Here is a 23160-nt window from a genome sequence, read left to right as displayed (position 1 = left end):
TCGAAGACTATAGGAAGGAAGCGGATTTTCATGCATGAACTGCCGGAACTGGACGTATATAGGGCTGCGCTGACGGAGCATTTTGCCGGAGCCCAAATAACCGGTATAGAAGTTACGAATGTAAAAGTGTTTCAAGCAAGCGCAGAGCAGTTAGAGAGAGACATCGTTGGAAAAGTGGTATGGTTCATTGAACGACGCGGCAAACATTTGCTATTTCACTTGGATAATGGCAAACGGATTATGCTTCATTTGTCACAGGGGGCTTATTTATATAAAAGTTCAGATGATGATCAGCGTAGCCGCACCGCACAGGTTGTAATTCGGTTCGGGAATGAAACACTTTATATCATCGGACTGCGCGCAGACGACGTGCAGCTGCTGATGGTCAAAGGTGTAGAAGAACAGCTTGGACAGTTCGGACCTGACCCATTTGATAAAAGACTGAATTTAGATCGTTTCATTGAACGATTCGCCAAAAAACGCGGCTCATTAAAGGCAGCACTTATTGACCAGCATGTATTATCAGGAATTGGCAGCATATATGCTGACGAGATCTGTTTTGAAGCGGCTATTCGTCCTGACGTGAAGATTCCTGTTCTGAATCTTGAAACTTGGGAACGTATATACGCTGCTATGCATAAAGTGCTAAAGGAAGCGATTTCACATGGCGGAGTAGGCGACCAGCCTTTCTCCGAGGACGATAAGTTAACTGGTGGATATAATATTCATCTTCAAGTTCACAATCGTGAAGGTCAATCATGCTCTCGATGTGGAGCGACGATTGAGAGAATAAATGTTTCTGCACGCAAAGCTTTTGTATGTTTGGGCTGTCAGAAGGATCAATGATACAGCTTGCTTTGAATTCGTTGCGTGAATGGAGGATTTGATCATGATTCATGTTTATTTAGATGATTATCGCGTATGTCCAGAAGGATTCGTACTCGCGCATAATGCTGATGAGTGCAAACAGCTGCTTGATCTCGAGAGTATTGGTATTTTGTCGCTCGATTATGATCTAGGCTGGGCCCAGCCTACGGGCTACGAAGTGGTTCGACACATCGTGGAGAGCGGTCGTTACCCAGAGGAAATCTACTTACACACCTCCAGCGCATCGGGACGAATGCAAATGTATCATCTGCTATCATCAAACGTTCCGGCAGAAACCAAGCTCCACAACGGTCCCATGCCGGTAGAATTAATAAATCAGATTGCTAACCTTGTGAGATCTGAGTAACAATAAAGTTACTCAGATTTCAATGTTTCTAGGTTACAAAAGCGCTTCACCGCCAGAAACTTGAGAGCGCCTTAGTAACAGCAACGTAACTCAGATCTCAGCGTTTCTAGGTTACAAAAGCACTCCAAACGAAAGCGTGTCCCATCGGGACGAAAGCGATCTACCGCCAAAAGAAACTCGCCAGCATCAGGGTATCTCCATAGTTACTCCAATTGCAGGTGTCCAGAGGGTGCAACCCTCGGGGCCCTCCCTTGGAAGGGAGGGTTTGGGTGGGTTCGAAAAGCCCTTTAGGGTTTGGGTGTAAAGCCTTTTAGGGTTTGGGTTTAAAGCCTTTGAAGGTTTGGTAGTAAAGCCCTTCAGGGTTTGGGTGTGGGAATATATAACGGAAGAGGCATAGAAACGTGAGTCAATGGATAGGAACAGCAAATCAGAGCTATTCGCCATATGCGATGGAAGAGCTTCGGAGGCTTGTTGGAGGCGCGGCCTTCACACAGCTTTCAGCGGGTGAAGTTTTTTTGATGAATAGTCCACTAAGCCGCGAGGCTACGTTGGAAGCCATCCATCAACAGGAGCCTATTTTCTTGCGGCATGTACAGCCGATTGATCGCATGATTGAAATAACCGGGAGCGCAGATGACCTGGAACAGTTATCCGATTTGGTGCGGAATGCCGTATTTACGCTCCAGCATAAACGGATTGCAGTACATATAAGACGTACTTTAAAATCTGAATTTCATTATAGCGCGTCGGATACGAAGGCCGTACTAGACGCGGTGCTTGAAGAAATTGATGCGGAGCCTGTCGTTCAACAGCCGGATATTATTATCGCCATATATGCTGCGGTACAGCAGCTGTATATTGGTTTCGGCACGCCATCGGACATGCTGTCTGATTGGCCAGGAGGCGCTGTTCGTTTTCAACGAGAGGAAGGACAGGTTTCTCGAGCTAAATTCAAATTGCTGGAAGCGGAGCGGACTTTCGGGCTAGATTACTCCTTGTTTAGTCGAGCATTAGATATTGGTGCAGCACCAGGAGGCTGGACTTCTTTACTGCTGGAGCGAGGACTGCATGTTACCGCAGTCGATCCGGCAGATTTGCATTCATCATTAATAGGGCATCCGGCACTAAATCACTTAAAGCGTAACGCGTCTGAAGTGAAGTTTAAGCCGAAAACCTTTGATCTGCTGGTGTGTGATATGAGCTGGAGCCCTATGCTAATGTGCAAGCTGGTGCTTGATCTTGAAGCATCGCTCGCAGAAGGGGCATCAGCAATTATTACTGTAAAATTAATGCATCGCAAGCCTTTGCAAACGATAAAAGAAGTAATTGAGAGACTAGGATCGGTGTTTTCGCTTGAAGGCGCCAAACAGCTGTTCCACAACCGTGAGGAAATTACGTTATATTTACAAAAAAAATAACGGGAAGTGCCCTTCATTATGAAGGTTGCTATTTTACTTGAAGGCTTTGCTCGCATTCTGAATTTGCGAATTAAGCACAACATGTATATTAATGTAAAACTGGTTGTTTTTACTTATAATTATATGCTAAAGTAGCAGTAATTAATAAGATAGAGTACCGGGAAAGCATCCCAATTCCGCTTCTGTAACAACTGGCGGTATTGGGTTCCTTTTTTTGTGCTCAAAACAGGGGGAATTAGCTTGAACAATCCTCAAACCACCTTGCATACATTACAGATGGGGGAAATGTTTGGTGAACGCTATCGTGTTGTCGGTACGATTGGACGGGGCGGTATGGGTGTTGTATATGCCGTAGAGGATTTGAGGCTGGAAGGTACTCTTAGAGCTATGAAGGTAACGGCTCCTGTTTCGAATGGCAGAGGCAGGTACTCGGATGAAGCGTATATGTTAATGCAGCTCCAGCATCCGCATTTACCATTAATCATTGATTATTTCACCCTGTCAGAAGAAGGATATGAAGTACTCGTTATGGACTATATTGATGGACAGACTATTTCTACTGCACTTGAAGCGCTCCACACCAGCTTTACTTTTGGTCAAATAATAAATATTGGCATTCAGCTTTGCACTGTTTTATGTTATTTACATGCACAGACGCCGCCTATCATCCATCGAGATTTGAAACCGTCGAATGTGATGATCGATAGTAAAGGACATGTAAAGCTAATAGATTTTGGTATATCACGACGATATAAGGATGATAAGGATCGGGATACCGAACAGCTGGGTACAGTTGGTTACGCGGCACCAGAACAGGCCGGCTTAGGACAAAGCGACGCAAGGACGGATGTATATGGTTTCGGAGCTCTGCTGTATTACATGCTCAGCAGCGGCAGAAGTTATACTCCAGATAAGTTAAATGTTTGGAATCAGGATTCATTCGGTCATTGGCTAAGCGGGGTTCCAACAGAGTTCAAAATTATGCTTCAACGTATGCTGCAGTCCAATCCTCAGCTTCGATTTCAATCTATGGATGAGGTTGAACGGGCTTTGAAGCCGTTTGACCAGCAATTGCAGCAGGTGTATCTTCAAGGAGCGTTTCATACAGAACCTCACATCATGCCAGTAAAACGGATTCAAGCTTGTGTCCTATCTATATCTTCTGGAGCAGGAGCAACATTTGTTTCAGTTACTTTAGCGGCGCTTCTTGAGAAGCTAGAGGTATCGACTACAGCAGTTGAGTATAGCGGATTAAATCCAGAATGGCATGGGTTGCTGCCGAGGCGAGCTAGACCGAAAGACTCTGATCAAAAGGGGCTGCCGGCTTTTGATCAACGATATATGATTTTCAAGCAACAAGGCAGCTCGGTAAACTGGATCACGCTTCAACCAGAGCAGCCTGTGAACACCGTATCTGATGATCAAAGATTCGATCAGATGCTTCGTCAGACAAGCAGTGAGCTTACTCTAATCGATCTGTCTCATAGATGGCAAGAGCCGCGTGCGCTTCAACTGCTGAAGCAGTCTCGTTTGATTTTTGTGGTAGCTGATCCTTATGTAGCCAAGTGGGAGCTTAAAGCTCTTCATAAGCTTACTGACATTGCAAGTGAGATGAAGGAAAAGGGATGTCGCGTTGTTTGGATTGCTAATAAGGATTTGCGGTTTCGCGAACGGAGTGAGTGGCTGGCCTTATTTCCAGCAAAGCCGGCTGCCGCAGTACCCTTACTCCAATCTGAAGCAGCGGTAACCGCTCAATGGAACGGACGATGGATAACGGACGAAACAAGGTTGGCAAAAAGGTTGAATCGTGCTTTTCAGCCTATTTTTGCATTACTTTACAATGAAATTAATACAAAATAGTCGTATTTGTGTTACAATAATACGGGCTAAAACGATAGAACTTGAAGACAAGAATTAGTGATCATTCATGAATGGAGATAAAATAATGAGTTTGTTAACTGTAGAGCAATTATCACATACGTTCGGGGATCGGGTATTATTCAAAAATGTATCCTTCCGTTTGTTAGAAGGGGAGCACGTAGGTCTTGTAGGAGCTAACGGGACTGGTAAATCGACGTTAATGAATATTTTGACAGGAAAGCTTTTGAAAGATGAAGGTAAGGTGGAATGGACTCCACGCGTTCATTATGGTTATTTGGATCAACACACAAAGCTCGAAGCGGGTAAAACGATTCGCGATGTGTTGAAGGATGCTTTTGCACCGCTGCTTGTTTTGGAGCAGGAGTTAAATGAAATTGCAGCGCAAATGGGTGATGCTGATCCGGATACGCTTGACAAATTACTTGAGCGAATGGGTGAGATTCAAGAGGAGCTCGAAATAGGCGATTTCTATTTAATCGATGTAAAAGTAGAAGAAATGGCAAATGGTTTAGGACTTAGCGTTATTGGTTTAGATCGCGACGTAACCGCATTGAGCGGTGGTCAGCGTACAAAAGTATTGCTTGCAAAGCTGCTTTTGGAGAAACCTACGGTCTTATTGCTCGATGAGCCTACGAACTATTTGGATGAAGAGCATATCAATTGGCTGACCAATTACCTAAAGTCGTATCCGCATGCATTTGTTCTGATTTCACATGAAACGGACTTTATGAACCAAGTAGTAAACGTTATTTATCATCTTGAATTTACGAAGATGACGCGTTATACAGCCGATTACGAGAAGTTTCTTGAGATGGCCGACCTGAATAAAGCACAGCATATCGACGCCTATGAGAAGCAAAGGGATTTTATTAAAAAGCAGGAAGACTTTATTTCTCGAAATAAAGCACGTGCCTCGACCTCTGGCCGGGCGAAGAGCCGTGAGAAGCAGCTTGATCGTATCGATCGAATCGACAAACCTGAAGAAGCGGCTAAGCCTACTTTTAACTTTAAAGAATCACGCGCAAGCAGCAAAACCGTTTTTGAAGCAAAAGACATGGTAATTGGGTATAACAAGCCATTGCTGCCAAAAATGAATATGCTCATTGAACGTGGTGATAAAATTGCTATTGTTGGTTGTAACGGTGTAGGTAAATCTACTCTGCTTAAGACCATTCTAGGCGTTGTTCCACCTCTTGACGGAGTAACATACCGTGGTGATTATTTGAACCCAGCTTACTTCGAACAAGAGTCGAAAGCACCGACAATGACTCCGCTAGAAGATGTATGGAATGAGTTTTCGACGATGACACAGTCAGAGGTTCGCGGAGCGCTAGCACGTTGCGGACTGAAAAATGATCATATCTCTCGTCAGCTTAATCAACTGAGCGGTGGGGAACAAGCAAAGGTTCGCCTATGCAAATTGTTGATGCACGAAAGTAACTGGATTTTGTTCGATGAGCCGACGAACCATTTGGACGTCGTTGCCAAGGCTGAATTGAAGCGTGCGCTTACAGCATTTAAAGGCACAGTAGTGCTCGTATCTCACGAGCCTGACTTCTATGAAGACTGGGTTACCAAAGTATGGGATGTAGAAGCTTGGTCGATGCAAACACAGCACTAATAGCAGCTGTGTCTCCGAAGCAAGACATACTGCATGCAACACTCGCCGGTCTACTTTTCCAGTAGATCGGCTTGCTTGCTTTTATGATGTTGCTTCATTATGATGAAAGAAAAAGCTCGTGTATAAGAAGATAATCGAAAAGCAGGTGAACGTTAAGATGAATGAACGTATTCTTGTCGTTGAAGACGAAGCTGGTATTTCACGTATATTGCAGCTTGAATTAGAGCATGAAGGTTATACAGTAGGAACAGCGGCTGACGGCCGTACTGGTTACGAAATGGCTTCTACAGGGGAATGGGAGCTTATGTTGTTGGATGTTATGCTTCCTGAGATGAGCGGTATTGAAGTGCTGCGATTATTGCGTCAAGCAGGTAATCCTGTACCGATTATATTATTGACTGCTAGAGATACGGTGCCGGATAAAGTGAGCGGTTTCGAGCACGGTGCGAATGACTACATTACGAAGCCGTTCGCAATGGAAGAGCTGCTTGCGCGTGTTCGTAATATTTTACGTATTTTCCAGATTAACCCGCGAGAAGGGGAAGGTTCTGATTTGATTAAGGTCGGAGATTTAACGATTGAGCTGCGTACGCGCAAAGTATATCGCAAAGACCTTCTTATTGAATTGACGCCGCGTGAATTCGAGCTGCTGGTTTACTTAGTTGAGAACAAAAATGATGAAAAGTCTCGAGAGGATATTTTATCTGAGGTATGGGGCTATGATTTCATTGGTGAGACGAACTTGGTTGATGTGTATATTCGTTATTTACGCCAAAAGTTGGACAAGGGTTACCGCCATAAACTGATTCATACAGTTCGTGGAGTAGGTTATATGATAAAGGAGCCCGATGCATGACACTGCGTAAACGATTTACGCTTTTCACCATTTTTTGGCTTATCTTTATTTTGATTTTGTTTAATATTTTCGTGTATTTTTATGTGATAAAAATCACGACTGAGAGCGAAGAAGAAGTAATATCCAATAAGGTGAATCTAATGCTCGAGAACCCTCGAATACAGAGCGGTCAAGGACTTAATTCACCAGAGCTTCTGAACGATTATTACAATGTAAATGAAATGATCCGCATCATTGTGCCGAATAACCGAGTGGTCAATATATCAGGCACGGATCCACTCTTGCTTGAGCTGCCTGCAACCTTTGAGACGCAGCATCATACCGGTATGATTACTAAGAGCGGAGAACGTGTGCTATATATGCGTGTACCGATTTATGAGGGTGGCAATGTCATTGCCATGCTCGAGGTTAATCGCATACTAGATGAACTGGACAATTATTTGCAGGTGCTGGTCGCTGCTTTAAGTATTACGAGTGGCGGGGCTGTTTTATTTGCTATTTTTGGGACGTATTGGTTCACTTCAAGGCTAACTGCGCCTATTCAGCAGATGGTTAATACGATGCGAGAAATTGATCGCAGCGGTAAACTCAAGCAAATTGAGCTGAGTAATCGTGAGGAATCAGCAGAGCTGCTGCAGCTAGTACGCGCGTTTAATCAAATGATTGAACGACTTGATCGTACATTCGCCAAACAAAAGCAATTCGTAGCGGATGCTTCACATGAGCTGAAAACTCCGCTTACGGTTATTAGCAGCTATGCGGGTATGCTGAAGCGATGGGGACGGGATGATCAAAGTCTTCGTGACGAGGCGATTGAGGCGATTGATAAAGAAGCGAATCGATTGCAAAACTTGACGAAATCGATGCTCATGCTCGCCGAAGCCGAACAAGAGGATTGGTTGCAGCAGGAGATGTTTGACGTCGTGCAAGTCGTTGATGAAATCGCGACGATGCTGCAAACTACTTTCGGACGCTCTATTCGTATTAAAGCATTATCCAAGGTGGTTCGTATGGTTGGCGATAAGGACAAAATCAGACAATTGCTCGTTATTTTGCTTGATAACGCCATTAAATACTCCAAGGATCCGATTGATATTACAATTACTCTTATGAGAAACATTGTTAAAATCGAGGTCAAGGATAAGGGGATGGGCATCCCTGAAAATGAGATACCGCATCTGTTTGAACGCTTCTATCGAGTAGATGGAGCAAGAAGCCGCACTACCGGCGGTGTAGGCCTCGGCTTATCCATTGCGAAGCGAATTGTCGATTTGCACGAAGGCAAAGTAGATGTATTTAGCTTGCCTGGTCTAGGCACTACGATTACGCTGCAGTTTAAACAACGTAGAACTTAGATAAATGACATATAATTAGTGACAGGAGGTTAATTTTATGAAGTTTCGTACGGCCGCCGTTCAATATAAGCTGGAGGACATTCAATCCTTTGAGCAATTTGCTGAACAAGTGACTCATTATGTCCGCAATGCGTCTGAATATGGGGTTCAATTTGTATTGTTCCCCGAGTTTATGACGACCCAATTATTGTCTATCGGTGATGGGAGCGGAAATGCGCTCTCGATTGAGAGACTTCCTGATTTTACTGAAGCTTATTTGCAGCTTTTTGGTGCATTAGCTGTTGAATATGATGTATATATTGTTGGCGGGACACATGTTCTTGAAGTCGATAATGGTAAGCTTCGAAATGCTGCACATCTTTTCCATCCAAATGGGAAGATAGATATTCAGCATAAAATACATCTTACTCCAACTGAAGTCAGCGAGTGGAATATGTCACCCGGTGAAGGCGTTGAAGTGTTCGAAACAGCATTCGGTAAAATTGCGATGCTGACCTGCTATGATATTGAATTTCCCGAAATTGTACGGATAGCGCGAGCGAAAGGTGCGGATGTCATATTTTGCCCATCCTGCACGGATGATCGACACGGTTTTTATCGTGTTCGATACTGCTGCCATGCAAGAGCAATTGAAAATCAAGTTTATATTGTGACGACAGGAACGGTAGGCTCCTTGCGAAAAGTTGATTTCATGCGCTCGAACTTTGGCCAAGCTGCCATTATTGCACCTAATGATATTCCATTCCCTCCTGCAGGCATTTTAAGCGAAGGAATCATAAATGATGATATGTTAGTCGTTGCTGATCTCGATTTAAATCTGCTGGAGGATGTAAGAATAAGTGGATCTGTGACAACATGGAGAGATCGCAGAACCGACCTCTACACGGATTGGAATTAATCAAACGACTCTAAAAGTCAGCAAATGATGAGAGGTGAAAAGCAGTGCGCAAGTCATTATATTTATTTATAGATGGCAAGCCTCAAAAAACCATTATTCGCAATTATAACGAGTCTGACTTTAGTGCACTCATAGATATACAGCGTGAAAGCTTTCCTCCTCCTTACCCGGAAGAATTATGGTGGAACCAAGAGCAGCTGTCAGAGCATATTTCTCGTTTTCCAGAGGGCGCGTTATGTGCGGAGCTCGATGGGAAATTAATTGGTTCAATGACAGGACTTATAGTTGATATGAAAGATTATAGCCAGTCACATAATTGGAATTCTATAGCTGACGAAGGATATATTCGAAATCACAATGGTAGCGGCGATACGCTTTACGTAATTGATATTTGCGTCGTTCCTGCGTATCGTAAATCGGGTATTGGAAAATGGCTCATGCAAACGATGTATGAGACGGTCGTGCATTTAGGATTGAAAAGACTGCTAGGCGGCGGACGAATGCCAGGATACCATACATATGCTGCTGAAATTTCCCCTGAGGTTTATTTGGAGAAAGTGCTGCTAGGGGAAATGAATGATCCTGTCATTACGTTTCTTCTGCGCTGCGGTCGGACACCGACAGGGGTTGCTAATCATTACTTAGAGGATGTTCAGTCCTGCAATAATGCCGCCATTATGGAATGGCGGAATCCATTTAATTAGAGGAGAGTCTGCTATTATGTTAATTTATCATCGTATAACATCCATTGAAGACCAATATTTCAGCGCTTTGCATCAGCTGCTGCAAACGATATTCCCGCCCGAAGAGGTGCTTGCATACGAGCTTTGGAAGGAGCCTCTTGAAGATCCTACAATTCATGTGTATGTAGCTGTTCAAGATGGAGAAGTGGTTGGTTCAACGGAATACCGCTACTACCCAGAACTACGAGTTGCTATGACTGATTTTACGATAATTGGAAAACCGTCACTCGGAATCGGAAGGTTCCTGCTCCGAAATCGTGAACGTGATCTTGAGAGACTTGCAGAACTGTCGGGAACAACGTCCCTTGGCATGTTCGCTGAGGTTTACGATCCGTATCGTGCGGAGAGGCATGAATTTGGCGGCGTTTCTCCTATGAATCCGATCGTGCGTCGTGAGGTGCTGTCGCATATTGGCTATAAGAGATTAAATATTTCGTATGTACATCCGTCTTGGGATCATGAAGGACAGGCTGTATCTGAGCTAGACTTCTGTTTCTTGCCGATGGATGAAGAGTTGTCGGTTATTGACGCCTCACTTGTCGTTTCCTTCTTAGAGGGGTATTACTCCGCTTTGCCGAATAAACCAAAGGAATGGCTTGCAATGATGGATCATATCCGGGGCTTAGAACAGATAGAGCTGCTTCCACTATGACCCAGCTTATATTTAGGGGCAACGGAGACTCTATGGGAGTGCCGCGCGTCTATTGTAGTTGCGAGGTATGCGAAGAAGCGCGATTTACTAAGATAAACCGTCGTCTACGTTCCTCTTTGCAAATGGAAGAGCCCGAGGCAGGAACGATTTGGATCGATTGCGGACCAGATTGGGCAAAGCAAATGGAAGCAGCAAAGCTTCGAGCTATTGATACGATGCTTATCACACACGCGCATTTTGATCACATTGGCGGCTTAGTCGAGTGGGCTGACGCTTGTCGCTGGCTGAAGAAGCGGGGAGTGGCTTATGCTCCAACGGAGGTCATCGGTGAAATTTTAGATCGCTTTCCTTGGCTTGAAAACCATATTACGTTTCATTCTTTCGATCAGGCCATTCGTCTTGGACAATGGAAGGCGTCAAGCTGGCGTGTTCATCACGGGAAAAATGGTTACGCTTATGCGTTTCGATTCGAGAATATAAAAAGCGGTTATACCTGGGCATATTGTTCTGATTCCATTGGATTAACAGAAGAACAGCAGGCTCCGTTATATGGTTTAGATTTACTGGTACTTGGAACTAGTTTCTACCATGAGCCGTTTCCTTACGAAACTCGTTCTGTTTATGATGTTCTCGAAGCCATTGAATTGACCAAAAAGTGGGGAGTCAGTAGGACTGTACTCACTCATATGTCGCATGATATTGATTTGAGAAAGTCATATTTATTGACAGAAGGAATGACTTTTGCCACGACTGGTTTGTCAATAACGATATGAGACCATTAGAATCGAAAACATAGAAGTACATAGCAGTTAACAAATACAGAGCAAAGGGTGTTCGGCCTCCTGTGCTCTGTATTTTTTTGATTTCTGGAGGAACCAGCAGATTCATGAGTTTGTGTCACTTATCGGATAAAAGTTACTTTTTGTATAGTATCTATATTCGAAATAATAAAGTAATAATTATTTCACTACTTCAAAGTTGAACGAAACTTGTCTAGAATAGAGGGGCAAGCTTAACTAACGGCTTTACAGCTTAGTGTCATCACATTTAAGAGGAGATGAAAAAAGATGGAATTCCGTAAGCTGGGAAAAAGCGGATTGAAGGTTAGTGAGATTAGTCTAGGCAGCTGGTTGACATATGGTGGATATGTGGAACGTGAAAATGCAGTGAAAGCGATTCAAACTGCCTATGGGTTAGGTATTAATTTTTTTGATACAGCGAATGTGTACGAGAGGGGGGAGGCTGAGAAGCTGCTCGGAGAAACGCTTCAAGCATTCCCTCGTGAATCTTACGTACTCGCCACCAAGGTATTTAACAAGATGGGTGAAGGTCCAAATGATCGAGGACTATCTCGCAAGCATATTATAGAGCAATGTCATGCCAGCTTGAAGCGCCTGCGAGCTGACTATGTCGACCTGTATTACTGTCATCGACATGACCCAGAGACACCTATGGAAGAGACGCTCCGAGCGCTCGATGATTTGGTTCGCCAAGGGAAAGTGCTTTACATCGGGGTAAGTGAGTGGACAGCAGCACAGATGGCGGAAGCTCACGCAATTGCGGACCGCTATTTGCTCGACCGTATTGTAGTTAATCAACCCATCTATAATATGTTTAATCGATATATAGAGAAAGAAGTAATTCCTTATGGGGAGCGTAATGGCATCGGACAGGTTGTGTTCTCGCCGCTTGCACAGGGACTGCTGACTGGCAAGTATAGCTCAGTCATTGACTTCCCGGCGGATAGCCGCGCTGCTAAGCTGGATTGGATGCGAAAAGGTGTTACCGATGAGAAAATTAACAAAGTGGTTGAACTAGGTCATTTGGCGTCAGAGCTTGAACTCTCAGTTGGACAGCTTGCGTTAGCTTGGATTTTGCGGCAGCCGAATGTATCCAGTGCTTTGATAGGGGCCAGTCGTCCAGAGCAAGTTGAGGAAAACGCAAAAGCATCTGCAATTACAATAAGTGCTGATATGTTAGAGCGTATTGAACAGATTTTGACTTAAATTTAGAAGATGTGAAAGCTTGAAAAAAGAATGAGCAGGATCATGCCGTGTAGATGTATATAATAATGAAGCCGCTCAAGGAAAATACCTTGAGCGGCTATTGTTTATGTCTTCAAAAGATTCTTCCTGTATTACAGGTGATATGTAACGATTTTAGTTAGTCCCTACTTTGGATGACGAGCAGCAATCCTTCACTTAATTGGATGGTACCTGTCTGATCAGTCAAAACATTGCTAATTCCGAGCGATTGACCGATAGTTAACTCAGCATCATGAAGCGGATATTGAAACCCAGTTAGTGTAATTCCTGTTACACGCATGGTGAGTGGAAGTAAAGAAACATTGGAATACCCTTGTTTATTAATCGTTAGTCGGTCCGTCGCGATAAAAATTTTATTATGGTTATCGATAATAGCTGCTCGAACATTATCTTTAGCAGCGAGCGCCAGCAGATGGACATTGGCTAAGGAATGATCGAATCGGGTTCCGAGCGCGCCGAGCAGTACTAATTCTCTTGGCTTCATATCCAGGGCAAGTCGAACTGCCATTTCGGTATCCGTATAATTTTTGTCAACAGGGTCACAATCAATCGTTTGCCCGCTTTTTTGGCGAATTTCAATGAAATCTTCTTCAGACACGGAATCGAAGTCACCAATGGCTATATCCGGGCGGAATCCTTGCGAAATTAGGAAACGCGCGCCGCTGTCGGCACCTATAAGCAAATCGCCTTGCTGTATATGCTCAAGCGCCCAAGTGTCCAGTTGTCCTCCCGTGAATATTACAATTCGAGGTTGATGCATCTATAATCGTCCTTTCTTATGTACAAAAACTAAGTTTATGAAAATAAGTATAAAGCTTTTTCTTCTACAAAAACTAGTATAATCCATCCAGCCTCTGAAATCATGCACTGTCTATGCCAAAAAATTGTCGTTGCGAAGTCGAATTCACCCAGCTAAAATGGGGAAGGAAGTACCAATTGAGCCAGTGGTGCATAGGACGGGAAGCGAGGAAATTCAGGGGTGGACATCTTCGGCATATTTAGTATTATCGGTACAATTGCATTTGCGGTCAGTGGTGCAATAGTAGCGATGGAGGAAGAATACGATATATTAGGTGTTTTCGTTCTAGGCTTAGTGACCGCGTTTGGTGGAGGGGTAGTGCGTAATATGTTGATTGGCATGCCGATCACAACGCTTTGGAGCCACGGCTATTTGCTGAAAATAGCGATTATCGCTATGACGGTAGCGTTCCTGCTGCCGCTCAATTGGATTCAACGCTGGCGGCGCAGTGAAGCTTTTTTTGATGCTATCGGCTTATCTGCGTTTGCTATTCAAGGCGCGCTTTATGCAACCGAGATGAAACACCCGCTTAGTGCTGTACTCGTTGCGGCTATGTTAACTGGTATTGGCGGAGGAATTATTCGTGATGTGCTTGCTGGACGCAAGCCTCTTGTACTAAAAGATGAAATCTATGCCGTTTGGGCGATGCTGGGTGGAGTGGTGATTGGGCAAGGGTGGGCCAAGACGGATCTTGAATTATTAATTTTATTTGTCGTTATTATTACTTTTCGAATGCTGTCGGTATATTTCAAATGGAAATTACCGCGCCGTTCGCTTAAGCTTAACGCTGAATCACAGCAGAAAGAAGGTTTACAATGAAAGCACGCATTTTGTTCGTTTGTCTAGGCAACATCTGTCGTTCGCCTATGGCCGAGGCGGTTATGCGGCATCAATTGGAGCAAGCCGGCTTGTCTACACTGGTCGAGGTGGATTCAGCAGGTACAGGGGATTGGCATTTGGGTCACCCGCCGCATGAAGGCACGCGAAAGCAATTGGAGGAGCATCAAATATCACATGCAGGCATGAAGGCGCGTCTAGTCGTTAATAATGACTTTGAAACCTTTGATTATATAGTTTGTATGGATTCAAATAATCTGCGTGATGTACGGAAGCTAATGGACGATGCAAGAGGCGGATTAAGCAATGTTGAAAACACGCACAAGCAGCTTCTCACGTTTATGGAGCTTCTTCCGGATAACGAGATCGTTGACGTACCGGACCCGTATTATGACGGGAATTTTTCGTTCGTTTATGAATTGGTTGATGCAGGTTGTAAGCAATTGCTAAATCGAATAAAAACCGAACTGAATATATAAGTTATAGAAAAGAGAAAGAGCTGTCCCGGCCATGGCCTTAAGGACAGCTCTTTCTTATGGAAACAAAACAGGTAGTTATTCAATCTCGATAAAGTAGGAAAGAGCCTGTGCAAGCTCTTTTTGCCAGAAGCCCCATTGGTGCTTGCCATCCTTCTCTTCATAAAAGATAGTCGCTTGCTTCAGATCCAGCAACGCTTTAGCGTTACGATTTAAGGATACGAAATCATAGACGCCCGTATCGGTTTCATAGGCGTCCTCCTGCAAGCCAACGATCATATAGATGGTTAACCAGCTTAAGTCTGCGACATTGGCAATTATACTTTGCGAGCTTGCATAGTAAGCGCCGGATAATGACATGACTTTTGTAAATAACTGTGGGTATTCAAGCGCTAAGTGAAGCGATACAGAGCCTCCAAGTGAATCTCCTGCAAGAATTCTATCCTCGGCTTCTCTTCTCACCGAGTAACGCTCTTCTATAAAAGGTAGAAGCTCCTCCGCAAAGAAACGCAGGTAAGCTTGATGTCGATTCCCGTCAGGATCATACTCCGCGGTGCGAAACTTTTTATCGACATCGACCCCTACAATGATAAACGGTTCTAAACCTTCATCTAAAATCAACCTAGTAGCGGTTGTCGCGATCCGGCCAAAGTTGAAAAAGTCCTCTCCGTCTTGACAGTATACGACAGGGTAGCTAAGCAATTCATTGTAGCCTGGCGGTAAAAAGACGCGTAAATTACGTGATTGCTCTGGAAGGTAGCGACTAGGAACCGTTTCTTTGTTAATTGTTCTTTTTAAATATTTGTTGTCAGTCATATCTATATCTCCCTCTAAAATGGATTATTGAATGGAAAGCGGCTGTTGTGGGTAAACAATAGAAAGGTGTTCTGGGCATAAATCATTTTTTTTAATTTGTTGTATTATGCTGTTATACAGAAAATTTAAGTCTGTAGCATATACAATTTCTTAAAGAATGACGAGAATCGGCTAAAAAACAACGGTTTTTTTGCTTTTTCGCTTTGAACTTTTGCTAAACAGGGTTATAATAATTCTATAACAGAGGTAAAAGTTTTTCAAATATTTCAATTGAGGTGAGCGTTCAAAATGAGCAAATTGCCATACGAAGTTCAAACGGAACCGGTAACGCCGCTATCCGTGTTGTCACTCGAGGGTGAAGTTGTTAATCCGGATTTGATGCCGACATTGACAGATGAACAGTTAAAAGAAGTTATGTATCGCATGGTATTTACCCGTACTTGGGATGAGCGTGCAGTTAATCTTGGACGTCAAGGCAGACTTGGATTCTACGCGCCAGTTTCTGGTCAAGAAGCATCGATGGTTGGTAGTGAGTATGCCCTAAATAAAGACGATTTTATTTGTCCAGGTTACCGTGATATGCCACAGATCGTATGGCATGGTCTACCTCTATACCAAGCTTTCCTATATTCGCGTGGTCACCAGCATGGTGGACAAATCCCGCAGGACGTGCATGTCTTGATGCCGCAAATCATTATCGGCGCTCAAATTTTGCACGCAACTGGCGTTGCTATGGCATTTAAGAAAAAGAACGAGAAGCGTGTTGCGATCACTTATACAGGTGATGGCGGTTCTTCTGAAGGTGACTTCTACGAAGGTTTGAACTATGCTGGCGCATACAAGCTGCCGGTTATCTATGCTGTTCAAAACAACGGCTATGCGATTACTACCCCATTCGCTAAGCAAACTGCTGCTTTGTCGATTGCTCATAAAGCGGTTGCTGCTGGTATCCGTGGTGTACAAGTTGACGGAATGGACGTACTTGCTGTTATCAAAGCAGTTCAAGAAGCTGCTGAGCGTGGACGTAATGGCGAAGGCGCAACGTTGATCGAAATATTAACATACCGTTTCCGTCCGCATTCCATGGCGGATGACACGACAAAATATCGTACTAAAGATGAAGAAGCTGAATGGGTATTGAAAGATCCGCTTGTTCGCTTTGGCAAGTTTTTGGAGAAAAAAGGTCTTTGGACCGAAGAAGATACAAACCGTGTGAAAGAAGAAGCGAAAGCGACTGTCAATGAACACATCAAAAAAGCTGAAGCAGTTGAGAAAATGACTGTTGCTGGCTTGATCGATACAATGTTTGAAACAACACCGCAATACTTGGAAGAGCAAAAGGCTGATTTTCAATAGTAGAGGAGGAACTGACGATCATGGCTCAAATGAATATGCTTGAAGCAATTCGCGATGCAATGCGAGTAGAACTTAAACGTGATTCGAACGTTGTCATCTTCGGTGAGGACGTAGGTAAGGTTGGCGGAGTATTCCGTGTAACAGAAGGCTTGCAGGATGAGTTTGGCGAAGATCGCGTATTTGATACGCCTCTTGCTGAATCAGCACTCGCAGGTATGGCGGTAGGTATGGGGCTGCAAGGCTTCCGTCCAATTGCAGAAATTCAATTCGTTGGTTTTATATATGAAGCGCTTGACCAAATGTTTGTCCAAGCAGCACGTATGCGTTATCGCTCAGGCGGACGCTACAATTCGCCAATCGTATTCCGTACACCTTTTGGCGGCGGCGTGAAAGCAGCTGAGCTTCATACGGATTCACTTGAAGGACTAGCTGTTCAAACACCTGGTATTAAAGTCGTTATTCCTTCCAATCCTTATGATGCAAAAGGTTTGATGATAGCTGCAATTCGTGATAACGATCCTGTATTTTTCATGGAGCATTTGAACCTTTACCGTGCGTTCAAGGCAGATGTGCCTGAAGGTGAATACACAGTTGAGATTGGTAAAGCTAATGTTGTTCGCGAAGGCAGTGACGTAACGATCATTACTTATGGCATGATGGTTCACACAGCTGTAAAAGCGGCAGAAGAGCTGGAGAAAACAGGCGTTAAAGTAGAGGTAATTGACCTTCGTTCGCTTGTTCCTCTTGATATCGACACGATTGTAGCATCCATTAAAAAAACAAACAGAGCTATCGTTGTTCAAGAAGCACAAAAAACATCCGGTGTGGCTGCGGAAGTTATTGCTCAAATCAACGAAAAAGCAATCTTGCACCTAGAAGCGCCAGTTCTTCGTGTTGCTGGACCAGATACGGTATATCCATTCGCTCAAGTTGAGGATGAATGGCTTCCAAACATAGCTCGTATCTCAGCAGCCGTACAAAAAGTACTGAACTTCTAAAATAAAAAATCAAAAAAGTTTTGTTTTCACAAACTATGATAAAGCTTACGAAGTAGTTTTGTATTCACAAAACTAAGATAATGCTTACGATGCAAGTTTTGTATTCACAAAACTTTAAGGAGGTTGCGACCGATGGCTAAATTTGAATATCGGTTTCCTGAGCTAGGCGAAGGATTGCACGAGGGCGAAATTATTAAAGTGCATATCAAAGTCGGCGATACGGTTACAGACGATGATATTATTATGGAAGTTCAAAATGACAAGGCAATCGTTGAAGTGCCATGTCCTGTAAATGGTAAAGTGTTAGAAGTTCTTATGAAGGACGGACAAGTTTGCCATGTTGGCGAGATTGTTGCAATTATCGATGCGGAAGGCGAATTGCCTGAGCAAGCAGCACCAGCTGCTGAACCAGCGAAAACGCCAGAACCAGCGGCACCAGCACCAGTTGTAGAAGCACCTGCTGCTCCGGCAGCGGCACCAACTACAGCAGCAGCTCCAACAGCAACTGGCGGTATCGTACTTGCGACACCTAGCGTTCGTAAATTTGCTCGTGAAAAGGGCGTAGACCTGACGCAAGTTGGCGGAACAGGCAAGAACGGCCGTATCACGCGTGATGATGTGAATGGATTTGGTGGAGCACCAGCTGCTGCAACAGAAGCGGCAGCATCAACAGCACAACCTGCTGCAGTAGTGCAGGCTGCAGGCGATACTAAAGCAGCACCAGCAGCTGCTGGTACAGCACATCGTCCAGAAGAGCGCGTACCATTCAAAGGTATCCGCAAAATAATCGCAAATGCGATGTCCAAATCGGTCTACACAGCTCCACATGTAACGATCATGGACGAAGTAGACGTTACAGAGCTTGTCGCGCTTCGTGCGAAGTATAAGCCTTATGCGGAGAAAAAAGGCTCCAAGCTTACTTACTTGCCGTTTATCGTGAAGGCGCTCGTTGCAGCGTGCCGTGAGTTCCCGATTATGAACTCGACGCTTGATGAGGCAAACCAAGAGATCGTGTATCGCAAGTACTACAACATCGGAATCGCAACAGATACGGATAACGGCTTGATCGTTCCGGTTATTGACGATGCGGACCGCAAAAGTATATTCATGATTGCTGACTCTATTCGCGATCTAGCTGTACGTGGACGTGACGGTAAGCTTGCAGCAAGCGAGCTTAAAGGCAGCACAATTTCTATCTCTAACATTGGTTCTGCCGGCGGTATGTTCTTCACACCAGTTATCAACTTCCCTGAGGTTGCTATACTTGGCACGGGCCGGATTACAGAAAAGCCGATCATTCGCAATGGCGAGATCGTAGCAGCTCCAGTTATGGCGCTTTCTCTGAGCTTTGATCACCGTCTAATTGACGGCGCAACTGCTCAAAACTTTATGAATTACATCAAACAGCTTCTGGGCCAACCAGAACTGTTCATAATGGAGGTATAAGACATGGTCGTAGGTGATGCTTCCCTAGATATTGACACTCTAATTATCGGTGCGGGACCTGGTGGTTATGTAGCAGCAATTCGTGCTGCACAGCTAGGTCAAAATGTACTTATCGTGGATAAAGAACATGTGGGCGGCGTATGCTTAAACGTAGGCTGTATCCCTTCTAAGGCGCTTATTTCCGCGTCACATCAATATGAATCAATCAGCCACGCATCAGCTTTCGGTATCGAGGTTGGCGAAGCGAAGGTTGACTTCACTAAAGTCCAAGAGTTTAAAAACGGCATCGTGAAAAAATTGACCGGCGGCGTTGCTTCATTGTTGAAAGCCAACAAGGTTCAATATTTCCAAGGTGAAGTTATGTTCATCAACGAAAACGAAGCGCGCGTATTCAACGATCAAGAAGCGCCTCGCTACCGTTTCAAAAACTGTATCATTGCTACAGGCTCACGTCCAATTGAACTGAAAGCATTCCCTTTCACTGGTCGCATCGTGTCTTCTACAGGCGCTTTGTCACTACCTGAAATTCCGAAGAGCCTTGTCGTTATCGGCGGCGGTTATATCGGAATCGAGCTTGGACAAATGTATTCCAAATTCGGTACTAAAGTAACTGTTATCGAGGGATCGGATGCTATCTTGCCTGGTTTCGATAAAGATATGTCTTCAATCGTTGCTAAGAAACTGAAAAGCACAAACGTTGATATCATTACTGGCGCACAAGCAAAAGGTGCGGAGCAAACAGATAAAGACGTTACTGTAACTTACACAGTTGGCGACAAGGAAGAAAAAGTAACAGCTGATTACTTGCTTGTAACAGTTGGACGTCGTCCTAATACAGATGGCGAGCTTGGTCTTGATCTTATTAACGTGAAGCTGTCCGATCGCGGTCTAGTTGAGGTTGATGAGCAATGCCGTACTAATATTCCACACATCTATGCAATTGGTGACATCATTGCTGGACCAGCGCTTGCGCACAAAGCAATGTACGAAGGCCGTATTGCTGCTGAAGCAATCTCAGGTCAAACTAGTGTTATTGATTACAAATGTGTACCAGCTGTCTGCTTCTCTGACCCAGAATGCGCAAGCGTTGGCTTGTCCGAGAAGGAAGCAAAAGATAAAGGCCACAACGTGAAGCTCGGCAAATTCCCGTTCGCTATTAACGGACGCGCAATGTCGCTGAATGCAAACGAAGGCTTTGTTAAGCTTGTATCTGATGCAGATACTGGTCTTGTATTGGGCGCTCAAATCATCGGTCTTGAAGCTTCCAACATGATTGCTGAGCTTGCTCTTGCAATTGAAATGGGCGCAACACTTGAGGATATCGCACTTACTATTCACGCGCATCCTACACTTGGCGAGATCGTGCTTGACGCAGCAGAAGTTGCACTAGGTCACCCAATCCACACATTCATTAAATAAATGGCTCAAATAGACGCCGTTTAGCTATACTAGAGGTCACGCGGCTATTTCAGCCACGGGGCCTCTTTGTGATTTATAAGGGCTACATACAACATTTTAGAGGAGCAGACATCGACATGGAGCAGACGTTTAAACCAGCAAGTGAATCTAGAACATTAATGACTCAGATCATTTTCCCGCTCGATACCAATCATTATGATACGATGTTTGGCGGTAAAGTGATGGAATATATGGATAAGGTAGCCGCTATTGCAGCGATGAGGCATTCACGTATGCAGGTCGTAACAGCTTCAACAGACAGTTTAGATTTTTTGGGACCTATTCGTGTTGGGGAAGTCATTGAGGTAGAAGCATTTGTGTCTTGGACCAATCGGAGCTCTATGGAAATTTATGTGTCTGTTAAATCCGAAAATTTGTTCAAAGGTGATCGTAAAACGACAGTAACCGCATTTTTCACCTTCGTTGCGCTTGATGAGAATGGCAAATCCGCTCCAGTTCCAACGGTTGTGCCGGAGTCTGAACTAGAGAAGCAGCTGAATGCATCTGCGCCTGAGCGCCATGAGCTTAGAAAGAAACGGAAGCAGGACAGAGAACAGAAATAATGATATAATAATTGTTATTTTAATTAATGTATCGGTTAAAGCTAGCAGGAGGCGGTATCAGAATGAGTAACAGTGAACAAGCTTATTTGCAACTGTTGAAATATGTATTAGAGCATGGCACAAAAAAGGAAGATCGCACAGGGACTGGTACGATTTCGACATTTGGCTATCAGATGCGATTTGATTTAAGAGAGGGATTTCCTTTGCTCACAACGAAGCGTGTACCTTTCCGTCTAGTTGCGAGCGAGTTGATTTGGTTTATCCAAGGGGATACCAACATACGTTATCTTCTTCAAAATAACAATAATATCTGGAATGAATGGGCATTTAAAAAATGGGTGGAAAGCTCATCTTATACAGGGCCCGATATGACTAACTTTGGTTTACGTTCGCAACAAGATGTAGACTTCCAAGTCTTGTATGAGGAGCAAATGGATCTATTTAAGCAAAATGTGCTTACCGATGATTCTTTCGCTGCTGAGTTCGGTGAGCTAGGAAATGTATACGGAAAGCAATGGCGTGATTGGAAGACCTCGCAAGGGGAGACGATTGATCAATTGAAGGATGTAATCGAGACCATTAAACGTAACCCTGACTCAAGAAGACTGATTGTATCGGCTTGGAATCCGGAAGATGTGCCCAGTAATATGGCGTTGCCGCCATGTCATACCATGTTTCAGTTTTACGTATTAAACGGCAAGTTATCCTGTCAGCTTTATCAGCGCAGCGCGGATATTTTTCTAGGAATTCCATTTAACATCGCCAGTTACGCGTTGTTGACTCATATGGTTGCGCATGAATGCGGACTTGAGGTAGGCGATTTCGTGCATACTCTGGGTGATGCACATATTTATACAAATCATCTTGAGCAAATCGAGACGCAATTGTCACGTGAAATGAGAGCTTTGCCTCAATTAAAGCTTAACGCGGACAAAAAGTCGATTTTCGACTTTGATGTCGCTGATCTGTCCATAGAGCAATACAATCCGCATGCGGGAATTAAAGCGCCGGTAGCCGTTTAATACAAGCAGCTTACAAATTGAGAGGATTGGTCTTCAATGTCTATTACATTAATCGGAGCTATGGATCGCAATCGGACGATTGGAATTGGCAATCAGATGCCATGGCGCCTGCCGGCGGAAATGGCTTTTTTTACAAAAATGACTACAGGCAATACAGTTTTAATGGGTCGTAAAACATTTGAATCTCTTCCAAGACCGCTTAAAGATCGCAAAAATGTCATTCTAACCAGGCAGCAGGATTTCCAGCAGGAAGGCTGTGAAATTGTTCATTCCATCGAGGAAGCGCTAAATCTCTATAAAGATGAAGAATTGTTTATTATGGGCGGAGCCGAGATTTACGAACAATTTCTCCCCTTTGCAGATACTATATTGCTAACGGCAGTAGATGTAGAAATCGCAGGCGGGGACGCCTTCTTCCCAACCTTCTCAGAAGCGGATTGGAAGCTTGTGGAAAGTACGAGTAGACCAAGTGATGAGAAAAATGCATATTCTTTTACATTTCAAACTTTCATTAGACATTCTAACTAACTTTTATTCGCTAACTTAAACATTTGACGAACGATATGTAACAAAGTGCAAATGATTGTACGGATAATCCATTAACGACAATAGAGCAGAAATGCTAGGATGTTGTAAAATAGTTTATGAGTGACTCGTTTTTTTTCTGATTTATGCGGATGAAGTTT

Annotated in this window: 23 protein-coding genes; 21 read left to right on the top strand and 2 right to left on the bottom strand. The window is 44.0% G+C overall.

Annotation, left to right across the window (positions count from 1 at the left end; translation table 11 throughout):
• Window positions 1-30: 30 nt before the first annotated feature.
• The 12 genes from AC0YN7_RS05960 to AC0YN7_RS05905 all read left to right on the top strand — a co-directional run bounded on the left by AC0YN7_RS05960 (window position 31) and on the right by AC0YN7_RS05905 (window position 12664).
• Window positions 31-846, top strand: a complete 816-nt coding sequence (locus AC0YN7_RS05960; RefSeq protein ID WP_475809023.1) for an Fpg/Nei family DNA glycosylase — start codon at window positions 31-33, stop codon at window positions 844-846.
• A gap of 43 nt (window positions 847-889) precedes the next feature.
• Window positions 890-1234, top strand: coding sequence for a cyclic-phosphate processing receiver domain-containing protein (locus tag AC0YN7_RS05955; RefSeq protein ID WP_475809022.1), 345 nt, complete (start codon window positions 890-892; stop codon window positions 1232-1234).
• A gap of 401 nt (window positions 1235-1635) precedes the next feature.
• Window positions 1636-2652: a 23S rRNA (cytidine(2498)-2'-O)-methyltransferase RlmM gene (locus tag AC0YN7_RS05950; RefSeq protein ID WP_475809021.1), complete on the top strand. Its 1017-nt coding sequence runs from the start codon at window positions 1636-1638 to the stop codon at window positions 2650-2652.
• A gap of 240 nt (window positions 2653-2892) precedes the next feature.
• Window positions 2893-4512, top strand: a complete 1620-nt coding sequence (locus AC0YN7_RS05945; protein WP_475809020.1) for a serine/threonine protein kinase — start codon at window positions 2893-2895, stop codon at window positions 4510-4512.
• Between the two features lie 85 nt (window positions 4513-4597).
• Window positions 4598-6154 carry an ABC-F family ATP-binding cassette domain-containing protein gene (locus tag AC0YN7_RS05940; RefSeq protein WP_475809019.1) on the top strand — a complete coding sequence of 519 codons (1557 nt, stop codon included), beginning with the start codon at window positions 4598-4600 and terminating at the stop codon, window positions 6152-6154.
• A 157-nt stretch (window positions 6155-6311) separates the two neighbouring features.
• A complete protein-coding gene (locus AC0YN7_RS05935; protein ID WP_475809018.1) occupies window positions 6312-7010 on the top strand; it encodes a response regulator transcription factor in 699 nt (232 codons plus the stop codon).
• Window positions 7007-8365, top strand: coding sequence for a sensor histidine kinase (locus AC0YN7_RS05930; protein WP_475809017.1), 1359 nt, complete (start codon window positions 7007-7009; stop codon window positions 8363-8365). Before AC0YN7_RS05935 ends, AC0YN7_RS05930 begins: the two co-directional genes overlap by 4 nt.
• A 37-nt stretch (window positions 8366-8402) precedes the next feature.
• Entirely contained in the window at window positions 8403-9263 is an 861-nt protein-coding gene (locus AC0YN7_RS05925) for a carbon-nitrogen hydrolase family protein (protein ID WP_475809016.1), read from the top strand.
• A 44-nt stretch (window positions 9264-9307) separates the two neighbouring features.
• On the top strand, window positions 9308-9967 hold the full coding sequence (locus tag AC0YN7_RS05920) for a GNAT family N-acetyltransferase (RefSeq protein WP_475809015.1): 660 nt from the start codon (window positions 9308-9310) through the stop codon (window positions 9965-9967).
• A gap of 16 nt (window positions 9968-9983) precedes the next feature.
• Window positions 9984-10658: a GNAT family N-acetyltransferase gene (locus AC0YN7_RS05915; RefSeq protein ID WP_475809014.1), complete on the top strand. Its 675-nt coding sequence runs from the start codon at window positions 9984-9986 to the stop codon at window positions 10656-10658.
• Entirely contained in the window at window positions 10655-11431 is a 777-nt protein-coding gene (locus tag AC0YN7_RS05910; RefSeq protein ID WP_475809013.1) for an MBL fold metallo-hydrolase, read from the top strand. The genes AC0YN7_RS05915 and AC0YN7_RS05910 overlap by 4 nt, the downstream gene beginning before the upstream one ends.
• Window positions 11432-11725: 294 nt before the next feature.
• A complete protein-coding gene (locus tag AC0YN7_RS05905) occupies window positions 11726-12664 on the top strand; it encodes an aldo/keto reductase family protein (RefSeq protein ID WP_475809012.1) in 939 nt (312 codons plus the stop codon).
• A 157-nt stretch (window positions 12665-12821) separates the two neighbouring features.
• Here the strand turns inward: AC0YN7_RS05905 and AC0YN7_RS05900 are convergent, their stop codons facing one another.
• The gene (locus AC0YN7_RS05900; RefSeq protein ID WP_475809011.1) at window positions 12822-13463 is read right to left on the bottom strand and encodes a thiamine diphosphokinase; all 642 of its coding nucleotides are present in this window, start codon (window positions 13461-13463) and stop codon (window positions 12822-12824) included.
• A gap of 219 nt (window positions 13464-13682) precedes the next feature.
• On the opposite strand from AC0YN7_RS05900, the gene AC0YN7_RS05895 reads away from it, so the two are divergent.
• The gene (locus AC0YN7_RS05895; protein WP_475809010.1) at window positions 13683-14321 is read left to right on the top strand and encodes a trimeric intracellular cation channel family protein; all 639 of its coding nucleotides are present in this window, start codon (window positions 13683-13685) and stop codon (window positions 14319-14321) included.
• Window positions 14318-14818 (top strand): low molecular weight protein-tyrosine-phosphatase, encoded by a 501-nt coding sequence (locus AC0YN7_RS05890; RefSeq protein ID WP_475809009.1) that lies wholly within the window; start codon window positions 14318-14320, stop codon window positions 14816-14818. Before AC0YN7_RS05895 ends, AC0YN7_RS05890 begins: the two co-directional genes overlap by 4 nt.
• 75 nt (window positions 14819-14893) lie before the next feature.
• Here AC0YN7_RS05890 and AC0YN7_RS05885 read toward each other — a convergent pair whose 3' ends face one another.
• Window positions 14894-15631 (bottom strand): alpha/beta hydrolase, encoded by a 738-nt coding sequence (locus tag AC0YN7_RS05885; protein WP_475809008.1) that lies wholly within the window; start codon window positions 15629-15631, stop codon window positions 14894-14896.
• A 288-nt stretch (window positions 15632-15919) separates the two neighbouring features.
• On the opposite strand from AC0YN7_RS05885, the gene pdhA reads away from it, so the two are divergent.
• The 7 genes from pdhA (at window position 15920) to AC0YN7_RS05850 (ending at window position 23002) form a co-directional block, all read left to right on the top strand.
• Entirely contained in the window at window positions 15920-16987 is a 1068-nt protein-coding gene (pdhA, locus tag AC0YN7_RS05880) for a pyruvate dehydrogenase (acetyl-transferring) E1 component subunit alpha (protein ID WP_475809007.1), read from the top strand.
• A 20-nt stretch (window positions 16988-17007) separates the two neighbouring features.
• Window positions 17008-17985 (top strand): alpha-ketoacid dehydrogenase subunit beta, encoded by a 978-nt coding sequence (locus tag AC0YN7_RS05875; protein WP_475809006.1) that lies wholly within the window; start codon window positions 17008-17010, stop codon window positions 17983-17985.
• 132 nt (window positions 17986-18117) lie between these two features.
• Complete coding sequence (locus tag AC0YN7_RS05870; RefSeq protein WP_475809005.1) at window positions 18118-19431, top strand: dihydrolipoamide acetyltransferase family protein; 1314 nt, start codon at window positions 18118-18120, stop codon at window positions 19429-19431.
• 3 nt (window positions 19432-19434) lie between these two features.
• On the top strand, window positions 19435-20850 hold the full coding sequence (lpdA, locus tag AC0YN7_RS05865; protein ID WP_475809004.1) for a dihydrolipoyl dehydrogenase: 1416 nt from the start codon (window positions 19435-19437) through the stop codon (window positions 20848-20850).
• A 116-nt stretch (window positions 20851-20966) separates the two neighbouring features.
• A complete protein-coding gene (locus AC0YN7_RS05860; RefSeq protein ID WP_475809003.1) occupies window positions 20967-21452 on the top strand; it encodes an acyl-CoA thioesterase in 486 nt (161 codons plus the stop codon).
• A 62-nt stretch (window positions 21453-21514) separates the two neighbouring features.
• Window positions 21515-22474, top strand: a complete 960-nt coding sequence (locus tag AC0YN7_RS05855; protein WP_475809002.1) for a thymidylate synthase — start codon at window positions 21515-21517, stop codon at window positions 22472-22474.
• 36 nt (window positions 22475-22510) lie between these two features.
• Window positions 22511-23002 carry a dihydrofolate reductase gene (locus AC0YN7_RS05850; protein WP_475809001.1) on the top strand — a complete coding sequence of 164 codons (492 nt, stop codon included), beginning with the start codon at window positions 22511-22513 and terminating at the stop codon, window positions 23000-23002.
• The last annotated feature ends 158 nt before the right edge of the window (window positions 23003-23160 follow it).

It is taken from the genome of Paenibacillus sp. J31R122 (assembly GCF_056269185.1).
The sequence above is the reverse complement of the archived record's forward strand: the minus strand, read 5'-3'. Positions and strand labels throughout refer to the sequence as shown.

Excerpts from the sequence above, each read along its gene's own strand:
- AC0YN7_RS05960 (WP_475809023.1), top strand. The coding sequence starts at position 31 with ATGCATGAACTGCCGGAACTGGACGTATATAGGGCTGCGCTGACGGAG.
- AC0YN7_RS05955 (WP_475809022.1), top strand. The coding sequence starts at position 890 with ATGATTCATGTTTATTTAGATGATTATCGCGTATGTCCAGAAGGATTC.
- AC0YN7_RS05940 (WP_475809019.1), top strand. The coding sequence starts at position 4,598 with ATGAGTTTGTTAACTGTAGAGCAATTATCACATACGTTCGGGGATCGG.
- AC0YN7_RS05935 (WP_475809018.1), top strand. The coding sequence starts at position 6,312 with ATGAATGAACGTATTCTTGTCGTTGAAGACGAAGCTGGTATTTCACGT.
- AC0YN7_RS05930 (WP_475809017.1), top strand. The coding sequence starts at position 7,007 with ATGACACTGCGTAAACGATTTACGCTTTTCACCATTTTTTGGCTTATC.
- AC0YN7_RS05925 (WP_475809016.1), top strand. The coding sequence starts at position 8,403 with ATGAAGTTTCGTACGGCCGCCGTTCAATATAAGCTGGAGGACATTCAA.
- AC0YN7_RS05915 (WP_475809014.1), top strand. The coding sequence starts at position 9,984 with ATGTTAATTTATCATCGTATAACATCCATTGAAGACCAATATTTCAGC.
- AC0YN7_RS05910 (WP_475809013.1), top strand. The coding sequence starts at position 10,655 with ATGACCCAGCTTATATTTAGGGGCAACGGAGACTCTATGGGAGTGCCG.
- AC0YN7_RS05905 (WP_475809012.1), top strand. The coding sequence starts at position 11,726 with ATGGAATTCCGTAAGCTGGGAAAAAGCGGATTGAAGGTTAGTGAGATT.
- AC0YN7_RS05900 (WP_475809011.1), bottom strand. The coding sequence starts at position 13,463 with ATGCATCAACCTCGAATTGTAATATTCACGGGAGGACAACTGGACACT.
- AC0YN7_RS05890 (WP_475809009.1), top strand. The coding sequence starts at position 14,318 with ATGAAAGCACGCATTTTGTTCGTTTGTCTAGGCAACATCTGTCGTTCG.
- AC0YN7_RS05885 (WP_475809008.1), bottom strand. The coding sequence starts at position 15,631 with ATGACTGACAACAAATATTTAAAAAGAACAATTAACAAAGAAACGGTT.
- pdhA (WP_475809007.1), top strand. The coding sequence starts at position 15,920 with ATGAGCAAATTGCCATACGAAGTTCAAACGGAACCGGTAACGCCGCTA.
- AC0YN7_RS05875 (WP_475809006.1), top strand. The coding sequence starts at position 17,008 with ATGGCTCAAATGAATATGCTTGAAGCAATTCGCGATGCAATGCGAGTA.
- AC0YN7_RS05870 (WP_475809005.1), top strand. The coding sequence starts at position 18,118 with ATGGCTAAATTTGAATATCGGTTTCCTGAGCTAGGCGAAGGATTGCAC.
- lpdA (WP_475809004.1), top strand. The coding sequence starts at position 19,435 with ATGGTCGTAGGTGATGCTTCCCTAGATATTGACACTCTAATTATCGGT.
- AC0YN7_RS05860 (WP_475809003.1), top strand. The coding sequence starts at position 20,967 with ATGGAGCAGACGTTTAAACCAGCAAGTGAATCTAGAACATTAATGACT.
- AC0YN7_RS05855 (WP_475809002.1), top strand. The coding sequence starts at position 21,515 with ATGAGTAACAGTGAACAAGCTTATTTGCAACTGTTGAAATATGTATTA.
- AC0YN7_RS05850 (WP_475809001.1), top strand. The coding sequence starts at position 22,511 with ATGTCTATTACATTAATCGGAGCTATGGATCGCAATCGGACGATTGGA.